16 protein-coding genes are annotated in these 14348 nt (G+C 68.8%); 2 read left to right on the top strand and 14 right to left on the bottom strand.

The genetic code is table 11. From position 1 onward, the window contains the following. Positions 1 to 25 precede the first annotated feature (25 nt). Positions 26 to 613, top strand: a complete 588-nt coding sequence (locus tag OOB33_RS07570; RefSeq protein WP_271008232.1) for a lipid-binding SYLF domain-containing protein — start codon at positions 26 to 28, stop codon at positions 611 to 613. 646 nt (positions 614 to 1259) lie between these two features. On the opposite strand, the gene OOB33_RS07565 is transcribed toward OOB33_RS07570, so the two are convergent. Continuing rightward, positions 1260 to 1694, bottom strand: a complete 435-nt coding sequence (locus tag OOB33_RS07565) for a DUF3224 domain-containing protein (protein ID WP_102768164.1) — start codon at positions 1692 to 1694, stop codon at positions 1260 to 1262. Between the two features lie 181 nt (positions 1695 to 1875). On the opposite strand from OOB33_RS07565, the gene OOB33_RS07560 reads away from it, so the two are divergent. Continuing rightward, positions 1876 to 2742, top strand: a complete 867-nt coding sequence (locus OOB33_RS07560) for a helix-turn-helix domain-containing protein (RefSeq protein ID WP_271008231.1) — start codon at positions 1876 to 1878, stop codon at positions 2740 to 2742. On the opposite strand, the gene OOB33_RS07555 is transcribed toward OOB33_RS07560, so the two are convergent. The 13 genes from OOB33_RS07555 to OOB33_RS07495 all read right to left on the bottom strand — a co-directional run bounded on the left by OOB33_RS07555 (position 2645) and on the right by OOB33_RS07495 (position 14310). Next, a complete protein-coding gene (locus OOB33_RS07555) occupies positions 2645 to 4165 on the bottom strand; it encodes a PepSY domain-containing protein (RefSeq protein WP_271008230.1) in 1521 nt (506 codons plus the stop codon). The genes OOB33_RS07560 and OOB33_RS07555 overlap by 98 nt on opposite strands. Positions 4166 to 4178: 13 nt before the next feature. Then, positions 4179 to 6365: a TonB-dependent receptor gene (locus OOB33_RS07550; protein ID WP_271008229.1), complete on the bottom strand. Its 2187-nt coding sequence runs from the start codon at positions 6363 to 6365 to the stop codon at positions 4179 to 4181. A 100-nt stretch (positions 6366 to 6465) separates the two neighbouring features. Continuing rightward, complete coding sequence (locus tag OOB33_RS07545) at positions 6466 to 6678, bottom strand: hypothetical protein (RefSeq protein ID WP_271008228.1); 213 nt, start codon at positions 6676 to 6678, stop codon at positions 6466 to 6468. Positions 6679 to 6912: 234 nt separating this feature from the next. Continuing rightward, positions 6913 to 7335: a DUF2946 domain-containing protein gene (locus OOB33_RS07540; RefSeq protein WP_271008227.1), complete on the bottom strand. Its 423-nt coding sequence runs from the start codon at positions 7333 to 7335 to the stop codon at positions 6913 to 6915. A 76-nt stretch (positions 7336 to 7411) separates the two neighbouring features. Continuing rightward, a complete protein-coding gene (locus tag OOB33_RS07535; RefSeq protein WP_271008226.1) occupies positions 7412 to 7660 on the bottom strand; it encodes a hypothetical protein in 249 nt (82 codons plus the stop codon). Between the two features lie 25 nt (positions 7661 to 7685). Further along, positions 7686 to 8075: a hypothetical protein gene (locus OOB33_RS07530; protein ID WP_271008225.1), complete on the bottom strand. Its 390-nt coding sequence runs from the start codon at positions 8073 to 8075 to the stop codon at positions 7686 to 7688. A 206-nt stretch (positions 8076 to 8281) separates the two neighbouring features. Then, complete coding sequence (locus OOB33_RS07525) at positions 8282 to 9265, bottom strand: hypothetical protein (RefSeq protein ID WP_271008224.1); 984 nt, start codon at positions 9263 to 9265, stop codon at positions 8282 to 8284. Between the two features lie 115 nt (positions 9266 to 9380). Further along, positions 9381 to 9884, bottom strand: coding sequence for a hypothetical protein (locus OOB33_RS07520; RefSeq protein ID WP_271008223.1), 504 nt, complete (start codon positions 9882 to 9884; stop codon positions 9381 to 9383). A gap of 246 nt (positions 9885 to 10130) precedes the next feature. Beyond that, positions 10131 to 10493 carry a copper-binding protein gene (locus tag OOB33_RS07515; protein WP_271008222.1) on the bottom strand — a complete coding sequence of 121 codons (363 nt, stop codon included), beginning with the start codon at positions 10491 to 10493 and terminating at the stop codon, positions 10131 to 10133. A 51-nt stretch (positions 10494 to 10544) separates the two neighbouring features. Beyond that, on the bottom strand, positions 10545 to 11999 hold the full coding sequence (locus OOB33_RS07510; protein ID WP_271008221.1) for a multicopper oxidase family protein: 1455 nt from the start codon (positions 11997 to 11999) through the stop codon (positions 10545 to 10547). Between the two features lie 46 nt (positions 12000 to 12045). Then, positions 12046 to 13455: a TolC family protein gene (locus OOB33_RS07505; RefSeq protein ID WP_271008220.1), complete on the bottom strand. Its 1410-nt coding sequence runs from the start codon at positions 13453 to 13455 to the stop codon at positions 12046 to 12048. Further along, positions 13452 to 13790 (bottom strand): hypothetical protein, encoded by a 339-nt coding sequence (locus tag OOB33_RS07500; RefSeq protein WP_102768171.1) that lies wholly within the window; start codon positions 13788 to 13790, stop codon positions 13452 to 13454. Before OOB33_RS07500 ends, OOB33_RS07505 begins: the two co-directional genes overlap by 4 nt. Positions 13791 to 13896: 106 nt before the next feature. Further along, entirely contained in the window at positions 13897 to 14310 is a 414-nt protein-coding gene (locus tag OOB33_RS07495; protein WP_271008219.1) for a hypothetical protein, read from the bottom strand. Positions 14311 to 14348 lie beyond the last annotated feature (38 nt).

Raw genomic sequence — 14348 nt, 5'->3', positions numbered from 1 at the left:
CGCCGCCGCCAACTCAAGGCCTGCCATGATCCATACGCAATCCATCTCCACCCGCCGCCCCTTCCTGCGCATCAGCGCGGCAATGCTCACCGCCAGCCTCAGCGTGCTGGGCGGGCTGTCGCCCCTGTCCGCCTCAGCGGCCAGCGCCGAAGATCTGAACAAAGATGCCCAACAAGCCCTCGCCGCGCTCTACAAGAGCAATCCGGTGGCGGAAACCATCTCGAAGAAGGCGCGTGCCGTGCTGGTCTTCCCCAAGATCGTCAAGGCCGGCTTGGTCTTCGGCGGCAGCTACGGCGAAGGGGTGCTGATGAAAAGCGGCGCCGTCAGCGAGTACTACAACTCGGTGTCTGCCTCCTGGGGCTGGCAAGCCGGCGCCGAGTCCTACGCCTACGTCGTCTTCCTGATGAGCGACAAGGCGGTGCGCTACCTGGCCAAATCCAAGGGATGGGAGTTCGGTGTCGGCCCCAGCCTGGTGCTGGTCAACGAAGGTGTGGCCAAGAATCTCAGCACCTCCACCCTGAAAGACGACGCCTACGCCTTCATCACCGACCAGCAAGGCCTGATGGCCAGCCTAAGCATCGAAGGCACCAAGATCAGCCGCATCAAGCGCTGAATCTCGCATTGGCGGCGATAGCGGCTTGCGGCACAAAGCAGCCTTTGGTGGTTTTGCTCGTGAGGCCCTGCAGCCCGCGCCGCCACCGGGCTCATGGTTCCGGGGTCGGCCCTGGCGGGCCGACTTCCCTGCGCTGCTCGCGCCTCGGGGCTGGCGCATAACTCACTTCGCTCCCTGCGTTCGCTTCGTTCAGACAGAAGCGCCAAGTCAGAACTTGAAGCGCACGGGTACGTGTGCGCCCCGAGGCGCTGCGCTGCTCGGCCCTTCACAAATCGCCCGGCAGCGGCACGGGCTGCAGGGCGCTTGCATCGCGGTCGACGTGCCCCTTCCACGGTGGAGCCCGCCGAATCCGGAGGTGGCTCGGCCCGCCGATGGGCGATTTGTTCGCGGCCGAGGGCGCAGCGGAGCGGCTCAGGCGCGCGTACCCGCGCGCTTCAAGCGCTGACTCGGCGCCACTGTTTGACCGTAGTGAGCGCAGCGAACGGAGGGAGTTTGGCGCCGCTGAGCCGCGGAGTGAGCACCGAGGGGAGTCGGCTCATAGAGCCGACCCGCGAACCATGAGCCCGGCGGCGGGACGAGACACCGCAGCGAGAACGACAACCCCACAGAGGTCCGCAATGTGCCGAGAACCGACATCCCCGCCGAATCAGGGACTCACGCCCGCCTCCGGCAGGCTGTACTCAAAACGATAGCTGTGTGCGCCGCCCGGGGCGATGTCGATGACCATGCGGCCCCTCAGGCCCGTCAAAGCCTCGGTGCCCGAATCGGGCACCACGGTGATGCTTTGGGTCGGTGCGCCGCGGTCCAGGGTGGAGCTGTGTTGCAGCACAAAGCTGCCAGCGCGGCCGTCCAGCGTGCCCTGAACCCGCTCCATGGCCACATAGCCAGCCGATCCGCTGACGGCGCTGCGGAAAGCAATCATCTCGCCGGTGCTGCTGCCCTCCAGCGCACCGTGGAAACGCTTGTCCAGCGACATACGCCCCAGGCCGCTGCTGGCGGCCACAGCGCTCATCTCCTGAGGCGCGAGCTTCACTTCGAAGGGGCCGCTGACTTGATGGCTGAAATTGCTGCGGTCGCTCATGGCGCGCTCCGTTTGAATTGCGGGTTTGGTTGGCTGGGTTTGCGCAAGCAACAGGCTGCTGCCTGTAGCCAGCGCGGCAGCCCAGAGGATAGAGGTGAAGAGGTGCAGAGGCCTCATGGCAAGATGAACTTTCTTTCAAGCTGATTCGGTGCGAATCCATCCGGCCGCCATTGAACCCGCCATGTCCCAAGACAAGATTGGAAAAACACGACACGCGGCACTGCCCACCTTGCGCACCCCGCCGCGCGGCGTGCTGCACCGCGTACCGGTCGGCGAGTTCGAACACCAGCGCCTGGCGCCGCCCGAAGACCTGGCCGATTGGATCGAGCATGTCTGGCGCGTGCGCTGGAATCTTGAAGGCCTGGCGCCGCAGCTGCAAGAAACCTTGCCCCACCCCAATATTCATCTGGTGCTGGAGCCCGGAGCCGCGGCCGTCTGGGGCGTGCACAGCCGGCGCTGGTCCCGTGAATTGGCGGGACGATCGCTGGCCTTGGGCATCAAGTTCAGGCCCGGCGCCTTCCGCCCCTGGCTGGGCGGCCCGGTGTCGGCCTTGAGCGATTGCTCGCGGCCACTGCAGGAGCTGTTCGGGCCTGAGTCCCAAACGCTGAATGCGGCCTTGGAGATGGAGGCGATGGAAGACGCAGCCACGCACGTCCTGGACTTTCTGCGGGCCCGCCTGCCCGCGCCCGACGCGCAGGCGCTGCTGGCCGGCCGCATCGTCGACAGCGTGGCTGCGGAGCTCAGCCTGCACAGCGCAGAGGCCCTGGCTGCTCGCTGGCAGATGAGCCTGCGCTCGCTGCAGCGCCTGTTTTCAGAGTACGTCGGCGTCGGGCCAAAATGGGTGATCCAGCGCTACCGCATGCACGAGGCGGTGGCCCGCGTGCAGGCCGGAGAAACCATCTCCTGGGCGGCGCTGGCGCAGGATTTGGGCTTCTTCGACCAGGCGCATTTCAGCGCAGCATTTCGGTGCCTGATCGGCCAGACACCGGGAGGCTACGCCCGGGCTCATGCCGACGCAGCCGTCGCCAGCCCAGCACCACACCGCTGAGGCTCAGGCCCAGGCCGGCCAGGCTGAAGCCCAACATCCAGCCATCCCACAAGGGCCGGGTGTTCAGCAAGGAGGGCAGGTCAAAGCTGTGCAGAAAGGCGAACAACCAGCGCTCTGTTCGCTGCCGGCTGCTGCTCAACTGCACGATGTGGCCGTTGGCCGGGTCGATCACCACCCAGTGCGACTGCAGGTCGTCAAAGCGCAGTCGCAGCACCGGCAAGGGGCGTTCGCGCTGGCCCGTCATGGTGTGGGGCTCGCGGCTGTAGTAGTAAGCGTCGTAGCGCTGCAGCCACTCCTGCTCGACGATGCGGGCCTGGGGCAGCAGGCGGGCCGCGGCCTCGCGCATGGCCGCGTTGCTCCAGGCTGGCCGGCGCTCACCGTTCGGATCCAGCGCATAGCTGGCCGCACCGGTCTGCACCAGCACGTGCATCTCGCCGGCCACACGGCGCCATTCGAGTTGACGCGCGGGCTGACCCTCGCTGGCCAAGCGGCGCAGTAGCGCGCCGACATCGCCCGCCTGATCGGCCCGCAGCGGCCCACCGGCATAGGCGGCTCGATCGGGCTTGGGGCCTGGGGGCTCGAACACCTTCCAGGGGTTCATGGAGAACAAGCCGCTGAGCACCCAGGTCAGGGCTAGCACGCCGCCGCCCAGACCCAGGATGTGGTGCCAGCGGGCGAAGCCCTCGCGATAGGGCGAGCGCGAGCCGCTCTTGTAGCGGCCCCGGAAGCGCCAGCGCCACAGGCCCACCACCAGGCCACTGAGGCCCAGCACACCGCCGGCGATGGACAGCCAGATGACGATGTCGGTCCACCAGGCATCCACCGCGCCGCCGCGGAAGATGTAGAGCCAATGCAGCCAGGCACCCAGCCAGCCCCAGCTGCGCTCAGAGAAGCTGGCGTCGCGCACCACCTCGCCGGTGGCGCCGCTGACGTACAACCAGCGCTGCGCCTCATCGGCCACCGCCACGCGGTAAAGCGGGCGGTGTGGGTCCATGGCTTTGGAGTGGGTCCAGGCGTCTTCCTCCACCCGCGCCAGCAGCTCTGCCGGCGCATCCCGCGCAAAGTGGCGTGCGGCCGCCAGCGCCTGATCCGCGCTGACGCTCGAAATGCGCTGACCGCTGCGCGCATCCACGGCCACCAGGTGCTTGCCGCGCCCATCGCTGAAGGTGTAGCGCGGCTGGCCGGCCACACTGCTCAGGCGCCACTGGCTGGCGCTCTCCAGGCCCGAGGCCTGCAAGGCCTGCGCCACCGGCACGCAGCAGCCCTGCCCGTCCAGCGCCGGCAGACCTTGCAGTTGCTCAGCTGGCGTCAGCTTAGGGTAGCCGACGTAGAGCATGACCATGCCGGACAGGAACCACAGCGCCATCACCAGGCAGAGCGCAATGCCGGCCCAGCGGTGCAGCAGGTAGATGAAGCGTTTCATGGCTGCGCCCCGTTCAGAAGCGCCAATCTAGGGCAGCGCTCAGGCTGCGCGGTGCGCCCAAGAATGGCAGATCGCTGCTCAGGCTGGCGACATAACGGCGATCGGTGACGTTGTCGACACGCAAGCGCGCCGTCAGCTGCGGCGTGAGGTGCAGCTGCGCCCCCAAACCCAGCAGGGAGTAAGCCTCATCCCAGATTGTGTTGGCGGTGTTGGCATAGCGCTTGCCCACATATCGCCAGTCGGCCGACAGGGTCAAGGCCGCGTTCGCGCGCCAGTCAGCGCTGAGACCCAGGATCACGTCGGGCACATTGGCCGGGCGATTGCCGGCACGCGAGGTCGGCGTCATGCCCACGGTCTCGACGAAGCGATCAAAACGGGCGCGGGTGTAGCTGGCCTGGCCAGCCAGGGTCCAGGCACTGCTGGCGCGCCAGCACATGTTCAGCTCCAGGCCCTGGCTGCTTTGCGCGCCCACGGGGATGACCTTGGTGCGGTCATTGGGGTCGGTGATGGACAGGTTCTTGCGCGTGATGTCGTAGACCGCCAGCGTGGCCCAGCCACGGCCCTGGTCGAAGCTGAGCTTGCTGCCCAGCTCGAACTGGCGGCCGCGGGTGAGCTCGAAGTCACGCAAGGCATTGAAGCCGGCCGTGGCCAGCACGCCGGACGGCGGATCGGCTGCCGTGCTGGCTTGCGCGTAGACCTGCCAGTCCTTGGACAGGTCCTTGACCAGGCCCAGGCGACCGGTCACCGGCTTGAAACGTGCCTGGAACAGGGCCGGGTTGGTGGCGGTGACCGTGCGATGGTTGCGCACATCGAGACTGATTCGGTCCAGGCGCAAGGCACTTACCAAGGCCCAGCCCTCGCCCAACTCGGTGCGGTTCTCGGCGAAGGCCGCCACGGTGTGCAGCAGATTGGTGGCGCCGGGCGTGTAAACGCGGCTGACACCGGGGGTCTGCAGGAAATAGCTGTCACGCGGCGTGTAAGGGCTGGTGACATCGAAGGGGCCGTTGACCGAGAGCGGGAAACGGGTCTGGCGGTTGTAGCTCCAGTCCCAACCGGCAGCAAAGTGAGAGCGGTGGCCGGCGATCTGGCTGCGGTGGCTCAGCTCCATGCGGCTGCCCCAGACCTGCTGGTCGTGGCGCTGCAGCAAGGCGCTGGAACGCTCGACCTGGCTGTTGTTCTGCACGAACTTATAGACCTCGACATTGTCGTAGTCGCGCAGCGCGTCGTAGTGATAGAAGGTGTGGCGCAGCGCAGTCTGCTCGCTCGGGCGCCAGTCCAGCATGGAGCGCGCCCAGCTGACATCCTGCTCATAACGTCCATCGACCACGTTGTAGTTGATGCCGAAGGTGCCCGGGTCCAGGCGGAAGGCGCCGCTGACGGTGCCGTCGGCCGCGCGCAGCATGGGCGTGCCCCAGTAGGGCTGCAAGACCTTCTCATGCTGGCGCTCCAAGGCCAGGGTGTGGGTGATGTTTGCACCCAGCGGCGCCAGCCAGGAGGCGGCGGCCTGCCAGGCGCTGCGGTCGCGGCCCTGGGTCCAGAGTGCGCCCTCGCTGCGGTTCAACTCCACCCGCAAGACCTGACCCTCGGCCCCCAGAGCCTTGAGATCGCGCTGCAGGCTGGCGGCGGCCTGAGCCCGGTCGCCCTGGGCCAGGTAGAGGCGGCTGATGTCACCGCTGCGGTCGGCCGTCTTGGTGATGACGTTGAGCGTGCCGCCCACGGCGCCCGAGCCATTCAGAAAACTGGATGGGCCGCCGATGGCCTCCACGCGCTCGACGATCCAGCTGTCCACCGGGCGGGCGGCGATGGCGTCGTACTGCACGCTGATGCCGTTGTAGAGCTGAGCCAGCGAGCCCGAGCCGAAGCCACGGTAGAACACGCTGCCGGCCGAACCCGGGGGGTCGGCGAAGACCACGCCGGGCACGCTCTTGAGGATCTCCTGCGTGTTGCTGGCACCGCGCATCTCGATGGCCTCACGGTCGATCACGGTGACGCTGGCCGGCGTCTCCTTGAGGCTCAGGGCCAGGCGCGAGCTGCTGCCGCTGGGGCCTTCAAGGGCCGGGCTGGCGGCGGCGCCACTGACGTTGACACGGCCCAGCAGCTGCGCCTCCGGCGCCGAGCTCTGCGCATGGGCATCGCGGGCCCAGAACTGGGTGGAGGACAGGGCCAGAACGGCCAGGGCGATCGGTTTCAAGATAGGCATGAGAGAGAAAAGGAAAAAAGGAGGGGAGAGAAAGAAACAAAAATGGGAACGCCAGGCGGAGCGCGAGCGGGCGCGGCGGGGCGCCCGCTCGCGACGGGGCTCAGCGTGAGCCGCTGGGGGCGCTGCAGGGGCAGGCATGCGGCGCCATGGCCGATGCGGGCGCCTGCATGCGATCGAAGCGATCGGGGCGCGCCGCCCCGGTCAGGGTCAAAGCCGCAGCCGCGGCCGCGAGCAGCACGACGGCAAAACCCAGCATGGCCCGCAGGGCCGCGCCCAACTCTTGCGCGTACGCATCGGCTGGCAGCTCGTTCATGGCTGGCCTCCGCTGAGCTGCACAAGCGCGTAGGCGATGCAGGCCAAGGCGGCCCCGACATTGAAATGCGTCATGGCGCGCAGGACGCGCTCGATCCAGGAAGACATGGAATCACTCCAGCGCAGCCGCGCTGAGCACCTGCAAAGAGGCCCACGGCGGGTGCGCGACACAAAGACAGAAATGGCGACCGCGGCAACGCGCTTCAGCGTCGCCACAGGCCGGCTGGCTGCGGTGTCAGGAGTTCAGAGGGGGCGCGCGCGGCTGGGCGCTGGCCCAGGCGAACAGGGTTCGCGGCGCGTGGAGAAAGAGCGCCGGGACGGCGTGTCCCAGGCTCAGCAAGGCCGGCTCGACCATGGCCGGCGGCGGCAGGCCCAGGCCATCGCTGTGGATGGCGCAGTAGGGGCAATGCTTGTAGGTGTGGACCGGGGTGGACTCGTGCGGTGACGGCGAATCTGCCTGCTGAGAATCCACAGCCGAGGCGGAGTCCGTGTCCAGGCGCACCAGCTTGGCACCGGTGACCGAGCAGATTTCAACCCAGACATCGGCCGCATCGCGCTGCACCACCGCATGCGAGATCGCTGGCGCGAGCGCGCTCAACAAGATCGCGGCACAGGCGACCCAGGAGACCCACACACGATGAACCCAGCGGAAATGCATGCGCGCATTCTAGGGTCGCCGCCCTCAAACCCGGGCGCTCTCCGTACGAAGGACCTGGCCGCTGAAGCCGCAGCGCTCAGGCCGCGCGATTGACAGTGGGCGGCACCGGGGCATCCACCCACCAGCGAATGGCGGCACTGACCAGGTAGCGCTTGAAATCACTGAGCGGCATGGCAGCGGCGCCGTGGCTGTCGCCCTCCACCCAGCTCAGCGTGGCGTCTTGCAAGCCCTGCTCCACCTCGCACAGGCCAGGTCGGATGGCGATGCTGGGGCCATCGCCTTCACGGAACTCAACCCGACCTTCGATGACCGCCGTCCTGCTCATGCGGGCACCTCACGCTTCCCGGCCATCAGATCAACTCCTCGACCACCCAGTCGCGGTAGTGGACTGCCAGATCGGCCCCACCCTCTCGCGCGGTCGCTGCCACCAGGGCGGCCTGCGCCGCTCCGTCCACCTTGACCAGAAGCCAGCGATGGCCTGTTTCGGCCAAGGCCAGGTAGCGACGCAGCAAGGTGATCTCATAGCCAAAGCCAGCCAGGGGCCCGGCCCGCTCGACCAGGGCGGCCAACTCGGCCACCGTGTCACGCGGTGGAAAGTGCAGCAGCCCGCTGGCCGGCCGGCCCGCGTGATGGAAGGCATCCACCAAAGCCTCCAGCTGCGCCTGGCTGGGCAGGCCCACCATCACATGGCCGACCGGATTGAACACCCCAAATGAGCTGGGCAGCGAAGCCTGGCTCATGGTGTTGCTCCAGCCCTCCAGATCGGCTGGAGGTGGCAAGGACGGCCCGAGGGCGCGCCCTGCGGTGGGCAAAACAAGCGATGGCATGTTCATGGACGATCCCCCCGCACGCGGGCAAAACCGCGTGATCGGCGCCATCATGCAAGCCTCGGCGCGGCGCCGACTGTGCACCAGCGCACCGTGGCCGCGGGCTCACTGGACTCCGCTCAGGGTCGCGGGTAGGCCGCTGCGCAGGCCTGGGCGCGCGCCAGTCCGCCCCAGGCCTCGAAGCGCTCGCGTGCCGCGGCATCGATGCGATCGGGCGTCAGCCAGGGATCGGCCGCATTGCGGCTGCCCGGGAAGATCAGCACCACGGTGGGCGGCACGGTCCAGGCCTTGCCCTTGAACGCGCCCTTGCCACGCAGCTCCTGGTAGTTGAGCGGCGGCTCGGTCTTGCCGAGCAGCTTGCCGTTCAGCGCCACCGAGCCCTCGCCCAGCTGGTCCGAAGGACCGGAATCACCGACCACGGCAAACACCGGGCTCATGGCATCGCGCCGCAGCGCCACCACCAGATCGCCGATGCGGGCACCGCGCTGCGCGAACTCGGATGGCTGGCCGCGCTTCGGGCCCTTGGGCAGCACCAGGGCCGGCGTCACCAATGCATCGGCGTAAGCCGTGAGGTCACAGGCATCGCTGACACCCGGCTTGCGCAAGGCCGTGGCCGAGACCAGAAAGCCATCGACCTCGGGGCAGGGCTTGCCATTCTTGAGCGGGATGATGTCGGCCGAGAGCTTGCTGCGCTTCCACATCTCGGCCGGCCAGCCCTGGGCCGCGGCCTGCTGCACCAGCTCGCGGCGCGCTTGCAGGCCAGCCTTGCCCAGGCCGGCGCAGGCGTCACTCATGGCATTGCAGAGGTTGTTCAGCGCCACCCGCTCGCCCCAGAAATCGCTGACGCTGTAGCTGCGGCGGGTGCCGTCGGTGTTGACGTTGAGGCCGTCGATGAACATCAGCGCCTGGTTCTGCGCATCGGCCCAGACGGCGGTGCGGCCGCCCTTGGCATTGCCGTCCTTCTGCTCAAACGCAGGCGACATGCCGCAATCGACGGCGGCTTGCGTCCAGCCTGGCACGGCAAGGGCGGCGGTGAATGCGGCGACGAGCGCGCCGCGCTGGGCCATCGTCCAAGTCCTGCTGTCGTTCCGAAATGCACGCATGATGGCCCGATCTCCAAAGGCCGAGACATTTCGGCCCGGCGATTGTGGGCCGGCAACAGCGCGCCAGCCAGCCTGTGGCGGACTTCAAGCTGGGGGCTTGTGCCGCCCCGATGGATCAGTGCAGGTCGAGGGCAAACGTCGCGTCGCGCAGGCGAAAACCTTGCTGCCAAAGCGCTTGCAGCGCCAGGCGCTGGGCCGCTTGCTGGAGCTGCGCCGGGCGCTGGCCTGGGCGGGCCCACAGGGGCTCGCTGAGCCATTGCAGCGCCGCGCCCTGCTGGCGCAGCAGGGCCAGGCGCCAGGCTTGTTGCAGGCCGCGGCTGCGGCCTTCATCGGCCAGCACGCCAATCCAGTCACCGGCCTTGAGGCCCAGGGCCGCACGCAGGACCTGCGCCGCGCTGGCGCCACGCGGCAGCGTGGCCAGGTGCTCGCCCGTGGGGCCGAGCAAGTGCTGTTGCGCGGCCGGCGCCGGCTGGGCGGTGAACGAGAGGGTGGCAGGCTGAGGCGCAGGGCTGGTGACGGGCACCAAATGGCGCAGGCTGGGCTGCGTTGTGCGAACGGCGCTGAGGTGGCCGGCGGCGCGGCGGGTCAGCCAACGGTCGAAAGAAGCGAGACCTTGCATGATGAATGAAAAACTCCGAGAGCCCTGACACCGGCAGTTGCCGGCCCGGGGCATCTCGGAGCCGCAACGCTTTAGCCGTATTTGTTAGCCCGCCCGCAAGTAGTTGGTAAATCGGCGGTGACGCCCTGTTTCCAGCGCGTCGAGACACATTCTAGCCGCAGTCGCGCGCGAGCCGGAAGGCAGAAATGCGCAGCTTTTTCAAACGCTGAGCGATCTGCGCCCGCATGCGCTCAAGGCTCGGCGGGTTCAGGGCGCCGGCTCCAGCGCCGTCACCACCAGGCCGCCGGCCTGCATCTCGACCCGAAAGCGCACCCGTTCGCCGACCTTGCGGCCCTCCAGCAAGCTCGGCGAGCGCAGACGAAACCCCATGGTCATGGGCGGCATGTCGAGATGGGCGATCTCTTCATGCTTGAGCGTGATCTTGCCGCCGGCGGCGTCGATCTTGCGCAGCTCGCCCAGGGTCCAGGGCGCCGGGGCCGCGGGGACGGAGGCAGCCGGTGCATGGGCCGCATGGTCCATGGCCAGGGCCGCCGGGGCGGTGAAGGAGAAGGCCAGCAAGGCTGCGGCCGGGAAGGCGTGGCGCGCAGCGCGCGAGGGATTGAATTTCATGAGGCGTCTCGAAATAAGGGTTGTGATGCGTTCTTTTGGCCGGTGTCGGGCTCAATGCCCGCTGTGCCCGCTGTGCCCGCCGTGGCCACCGCCCTGGGGCTTGCGCGCGCGCAGCTCGGTCGGGCCATTGCTCGCGGCGGGCGCCGCCTGCTGGCGCGGCATGGACTGGCCGCCCTCGGCGGCAAAGCGGGCCGGTGTGGGCAGAGGCGCGCCGCTCCACTCGAAAGCACGACTGCCCTTGGGCTGGGCGTACCAGCCGGGGTCGCTGTAGTCGCCCGGCTTCTGGTCCTTGCGCACCTTGAGGATGGAGAACATGCCGCCCATCTCGACACCGCCAAACGGCCCCTGCCCCGTCATCATGGGCAAGGTGTTGTCGGGCAGGGGCATTTCCATCTCGGCCATATCGGCCATGCCGCGCTCGCCCATGACCATGTACTCGGGCACCAGGCGCCGGATCTTCTGCGCCAAGCCGCTGTGGTCCACGCCGATCAGATTGGGCAGGCCATGGCCCATGGCATTCATGGTGTGGTGGCTCTTGTGGCAATGAAAAGCCCAATCACCCGGCTCATCGGCCAGGAACTCGATCTGGCGCATCTGGCCGACGGCGATGTCGGTGGTCACCTCGGGCCAGCGCGCGCTGCGCGGCACCGGGCCGCCATCGGTGCCGGTGACGCTGAACTCATGGCCATGCAGATGGATGGGGTGGTTGGTCATGGTCAGGTTGCCGACGCGGATGCGCACCCGGTCGCCCTGGCGCACATGGAGCGAATCGATGCCGGGGAAGACCCGGCTGTTCCAACACCAGAGGTTGAAGTCCAGCATGGTGCTGGGCCGGGGCGTGGCGGCGCCGGGCTCGATGTCGAAGGCATTGAGCAAAAAGCAGAAGTCGCGATCCACCGTGTCGATCTGCGGGTGGCGGCCGCGCGGGTGGGTGATCCACAAGCCCATCATGCCCATGGCCATCTGCGTCATCTCGTCGGCATGGGGGTGGTACATGAAGGTGCCAGGCCGGCGCGCCTCGAATTCGTAGACAAAGGACTTGCCCGGCTGGATGGCCGGTTGGGTCAGGCCCGAGACGCCGTCCATGCCATTGGGCAGGCGCTGGCCATGCCAGTGCACGCTGGTGTGCTCGGGCAGGCGGTTGGTGACGAAGATGCGCACACGGTCGCCCTCGACCACCTCGATGGTCGGGCCTGGCGACTGGCCGTTGTAGCCCCAGAGATGCGCCTTCATGCCAGGCGCCAGCTCGCGCAGCACCGGCTCGGCCACCAGATGAAATTCCTTCACGCCCTGGTTCATGCGCCAGGGCAAGGTCCAGCCATTGAGGGTGAGCACCGGCTGATAGGGCCGGCCATTGGGCGGCAGCAGGGGCGGGGCCGTCGTGGCCGAGGTTTGCAGCACAGGCTCGGGCAAGGCGGCCATCGCCACACGGCTGACCGCCGTGGCCGAGACCGCCGCGCCCAGGGCACCGGCGCTGCGGACAAACAAATCGCGTCGAGACACCATGGTCGGGACTCCGTTGGAATTTTCAGTAAGGATGGACGAAGCAGGCTCAGTGCGCAGCAGGCGCGAGGCCGCTGGACACAGGGCTTTCGCCCACGGCCACGGCCGAGCTGGGGCCCAGCAAGGCCTGATCCAGCGCCGCCTGGGCCAGCCAGAAATCACGCTGGGCCGCCAGCGCGGCATTGACGGCCGCGATCTGCGCCCGCGCGTCGGCCAGCAGCTCGAAGACGCTGATGAACATGCCGTTGTAGCGCAGCAGGTTTTCCTCCGAGATGCGGCGCGCGATCGGCAGCAGCTCGTCGCGGTGGTGGCGCGCGATGTCGTAGCTGCTGCGCCAGAGCAGCTCGGCCTCGCGCACTTCGGAGCGGCCCTGGATGGCGGTCTGCGCCGCCTGGTGCACGCTTTGCAAGTAGAGCGCTTCGGCATGCGCCTGGCGGGCCTCACCCCAGTCGAAGAGCGGGATCTCGAAGTGCAGCTCCGTGCCGGTTTGCAGCGGCGCTTCGTTGCTGCTGTTGCGCATGACGCCCAATTCCAGCGCATTGATGAAGTGGCTGATGCGGCTCAGGCCCAGGCTGCGCGCCGTGGCCTCGGTCTGGGCACGCGCGGCCTGCACATCAAGGCGCTGGGCCAGCGCCTGCTGCTCCAGCCCGGCCCGCTCGGGCAAGCCATCCGGCAGATCGGGCATTTGCGTGGGCAGACGCAGGCGCGCCAGCGGCTCGCCCCACAGGCCCAGCAGGCGGGCCAGGCGCTCGCGCTGCTGCAGGCGCTGCTGCTCGGCCCGGGCCAGGCCCAGGGCGGCCTCGGCGGCAAAGCCTTGCTCACGCGCCAGCTGCAGGCGGTTCCAGTTGCCGGCACCGACCATGCGACGGCCCAGCTCGGCGCCGGCCTCGGCGGCCTCCAGCACATCGCGCTGGTAGCGCAGGGCCTGCTCGGCCGCCACCGCGCTCACCCAGGCGCGGCGGGTGTCGGCCGCCAGCGCCAGCAGGGCCAGGCCGGTGCGCTGCTGCAGGGCGCGCAAGCGCCGGGCCTCGATCTCGCGCACCTGCGGCAGCGCCAGCAGCTGGCCCAGGTTCAGGCCCAGGCCCAGCTCGCGTTCACGCTCATCGCCGCGGCGCAGGCGGGCGATGCTGAAGCCCGGATTGGCCAGCCGCCCGGCCTGGGCGCGTTCGGCCTCACCCAGGCCCAGCTCCTGCAAGCTGGCTTGCAGGCCGCGGTTGTTGAGCAAGGCGAGCTGCACCGCGGCGTCCATGGTCAGCGGCGCGGCCAGCAAGACCTCGACCTGGGCATCGACACGGGCCTGGTCGGCCGCGGCGCGGGTGAGCTGCAAAGGCTGGCCGCTCTGCTGCTGGGCCAGCTCGCGCAAAGGGGCGTAGGCGGCCTCGGGATCCAGGCTTGCGCAGCCGCTCAGGGCGGCGGCCGCGGCCAGCAGCAGGCTACGAGAGAAGTGAGGGGGCCTCATGGTCGGCCTCCCGACGAAGCTGCGGCGCTGGCGGCTGCTGGCGGGGCCACGGATGCCGCGGGCGGCAAGCCCTGCCGGGCATAGGCACGCCAGCCGCCGACGCGGCGCACCTGTTCGTTGAGGGCGGGCCAGTCACCGGCGCTGGGCTCGTCGAGCGCGCGCGCCGGCGGCAGCACGGGGCGGTAGACCACCGGCGGCACGGCGGCCTGCGGGTTCAAGGGCGCCAGCAGATCGGCAGCACGATCTGCAGCACGATCTGCAGCCAGGGCGGGCTGTGCGGGCGAGAACGCGGCCAGCAGCAAGCCGGCCAGCGGGGCAAACAAAAAGGGTTTCATGCGACAGGTCTCGCAGCGTGAATCGAATCGAAACGAACAGTGCTGCCGGGCCTTCGACGTGGCATCCAGGCACAGCGTCAGGCGGGCGGCAGCGGCCGAAGCAGATTCAGGCGAGCCGGGGCGGGCGGTCGAGGCCGCCGGTCAGCATGCGCTCACGTGCCGCCGCGGGCGCGCTCACGGGCACCGAGGCAGGGGCCGGCAGGCGCAAGCTGGGCAGGCTGGGCAAGAGGGCCGGCGCGTGGCAGCAGGCGGACGCCGCGCAGGCGCTGCAGCCGGTGTCCGAGCCTGAGTTCGCGTCCGCAGAGGCGCCCTCATGAACCCCGGCCTCTTCGGCCGATGCCATCTCATGACAAGGCGGCATGGCCTCGGGTGCCGCCATCGGGGCCGAAGCCTCCACGGCCACGGACACCATCGCTGGCCCCGCCGCCATGCCGCACTGGCTCAGGCCCGCCAGCGCTTGCAAGGGCAAGGCCAGGGCCAGCAGTGCGGCGACAACAGCGCGCCAGAAAACGGTGTTCATGCGCCCAGTGTAAGCCGGCCCGCGAGGCCTTGGCTGCG

It is taken from the genome of Paucibacter sp. B51 (genome assembly GCF_027863535.1).
In the GTDB taxonomy this organism is placed as follows: Bacteria; Pseudomonadota; Gammaproteobacteria; order Burkholderiales; family Burkholderiaceae_C; genus Paucibacter_A; species Paucibacter_A aquatilis.
Note: the sequence above shows the minus strand (reverse complement) of the source record. Positions and strands in the feature narration are given on the sequence as shown.

Bases quoted from the DNA above. Each gene is read 5' to 3' on its own strand.
- OOB33_RS07525 (WP_271008224.1), bottom strand. From the start codon at position 9,265: ATGCGTGCATTTCGGAACGACAGCAGGACTTGGACGATGGCCCAGCGC.
- OOB33_RS07565 (WP_102768164.1), bottom strand. From the start codon at position 1,694: ATGAGCGACCGCAGCAATTTCAGCCATCAAGTCAGCGGCCCCTTCGAA.
- OOB33_RS07530 (WP_271008225.1), bottom strand. From the start codon at position 8,075: ATGAGCCAGGCTTCGCTGCCCAGCTCATTTGGGGTGTTCAATCCGGTC.
- OOB33_RS07495 (WP_271008219.1), bottom strand. From the start codon at position 14,310: ATGAACACCGTTTTCTGGCGCGCTGTTGTCGCCGCACTGCTGGCCCTG.
- OOB33_RS07535 (WP_271008226.1), bottom strand. From the start codon at position 7,660: ATGAGCAGGACGGCGGTCATCGAAGGTCGGGTTGAGTTCCGTGAAGGC.
- OOB33_RS07500 (WP_102768171.1), bottom strand. From the start codon at position 13,790: ATGAAACCCTTTTTGTTTGCCCCGCTGGCCGGCTTGCTGCTGGCCGCG.
- OOB33_RS07540 (WP_271008227.1), bottom strand. From the start codon at position 7,335: ATGCATTTCCGCTGGGTTCATCGTGTGTGGGTCTCCTGGGTCGCCTGT.
- OOB33_RS07505 (WP_271008220.1), bottom strand. From the start codon at position 13,455: ATGAGGCCCCCTCACTTCTCTCGTAGCCTGCTGCTGGCCGCGGCCGCC.
- OOB33_RS07515 (WP_271008222.1), bottom strand. From the start codon at position 10,493: ATGAAATTCAATCCCTCGCGCGCTGCGCGCCACGCCTTCCCGGCCGCA.
- OOB33_RS07520 (WP_271008223.1), bottom strand. From the start codon at position 9,884: ATGCAAGGTCTCGCTTCTTTCGACCGTTGGCTGACCCGCCGCGCCGCC.
- OOB33_RS07550 (WP_271008229.1), bottom strand. From the start codon at position 6,365: ATGCCTATCTTGAAACCGATCGCCCTGGCCGTTCTGGCCCTGTCCTCC.
- OOB33_RS07545 (WP_271008228.1), bottom strand. From the start codon at position 6,678: ATGAACGAGCTGCCAGCCGATGCGTACGCGCAAGAGTTGGGCGCGGCC.
- OOB33_RS07570 (WP_271008232.1), top strand. From the start codon at position 26: ATGATCCATACGCAATCCATCTCCACCCGCCGCCCCTTCCTGCGCATC.
- OOB33_RS07555 (WP_271008230.1), bottom strand. From the start codon at position 4,165: ATGAAACGCTTCATCTACCTGCTGCACCGCTGGGCCGGCATTGCGCTC.
- OOB33_RS07510 (WP_271008221.1), bottom strand. From the start codon at position 11,999: ATGGTGTCTCGACGCGATTTGTTTGTCCGCAGCGCCGGTGCCCTGGGC.
- OOB33_RS07560 (WP_271008231.1), top strand. From the start codon at position 1,876: ATGTCCCAAGACAAGATTGGAAAAACACGACACGCGGCACTGCCCACC.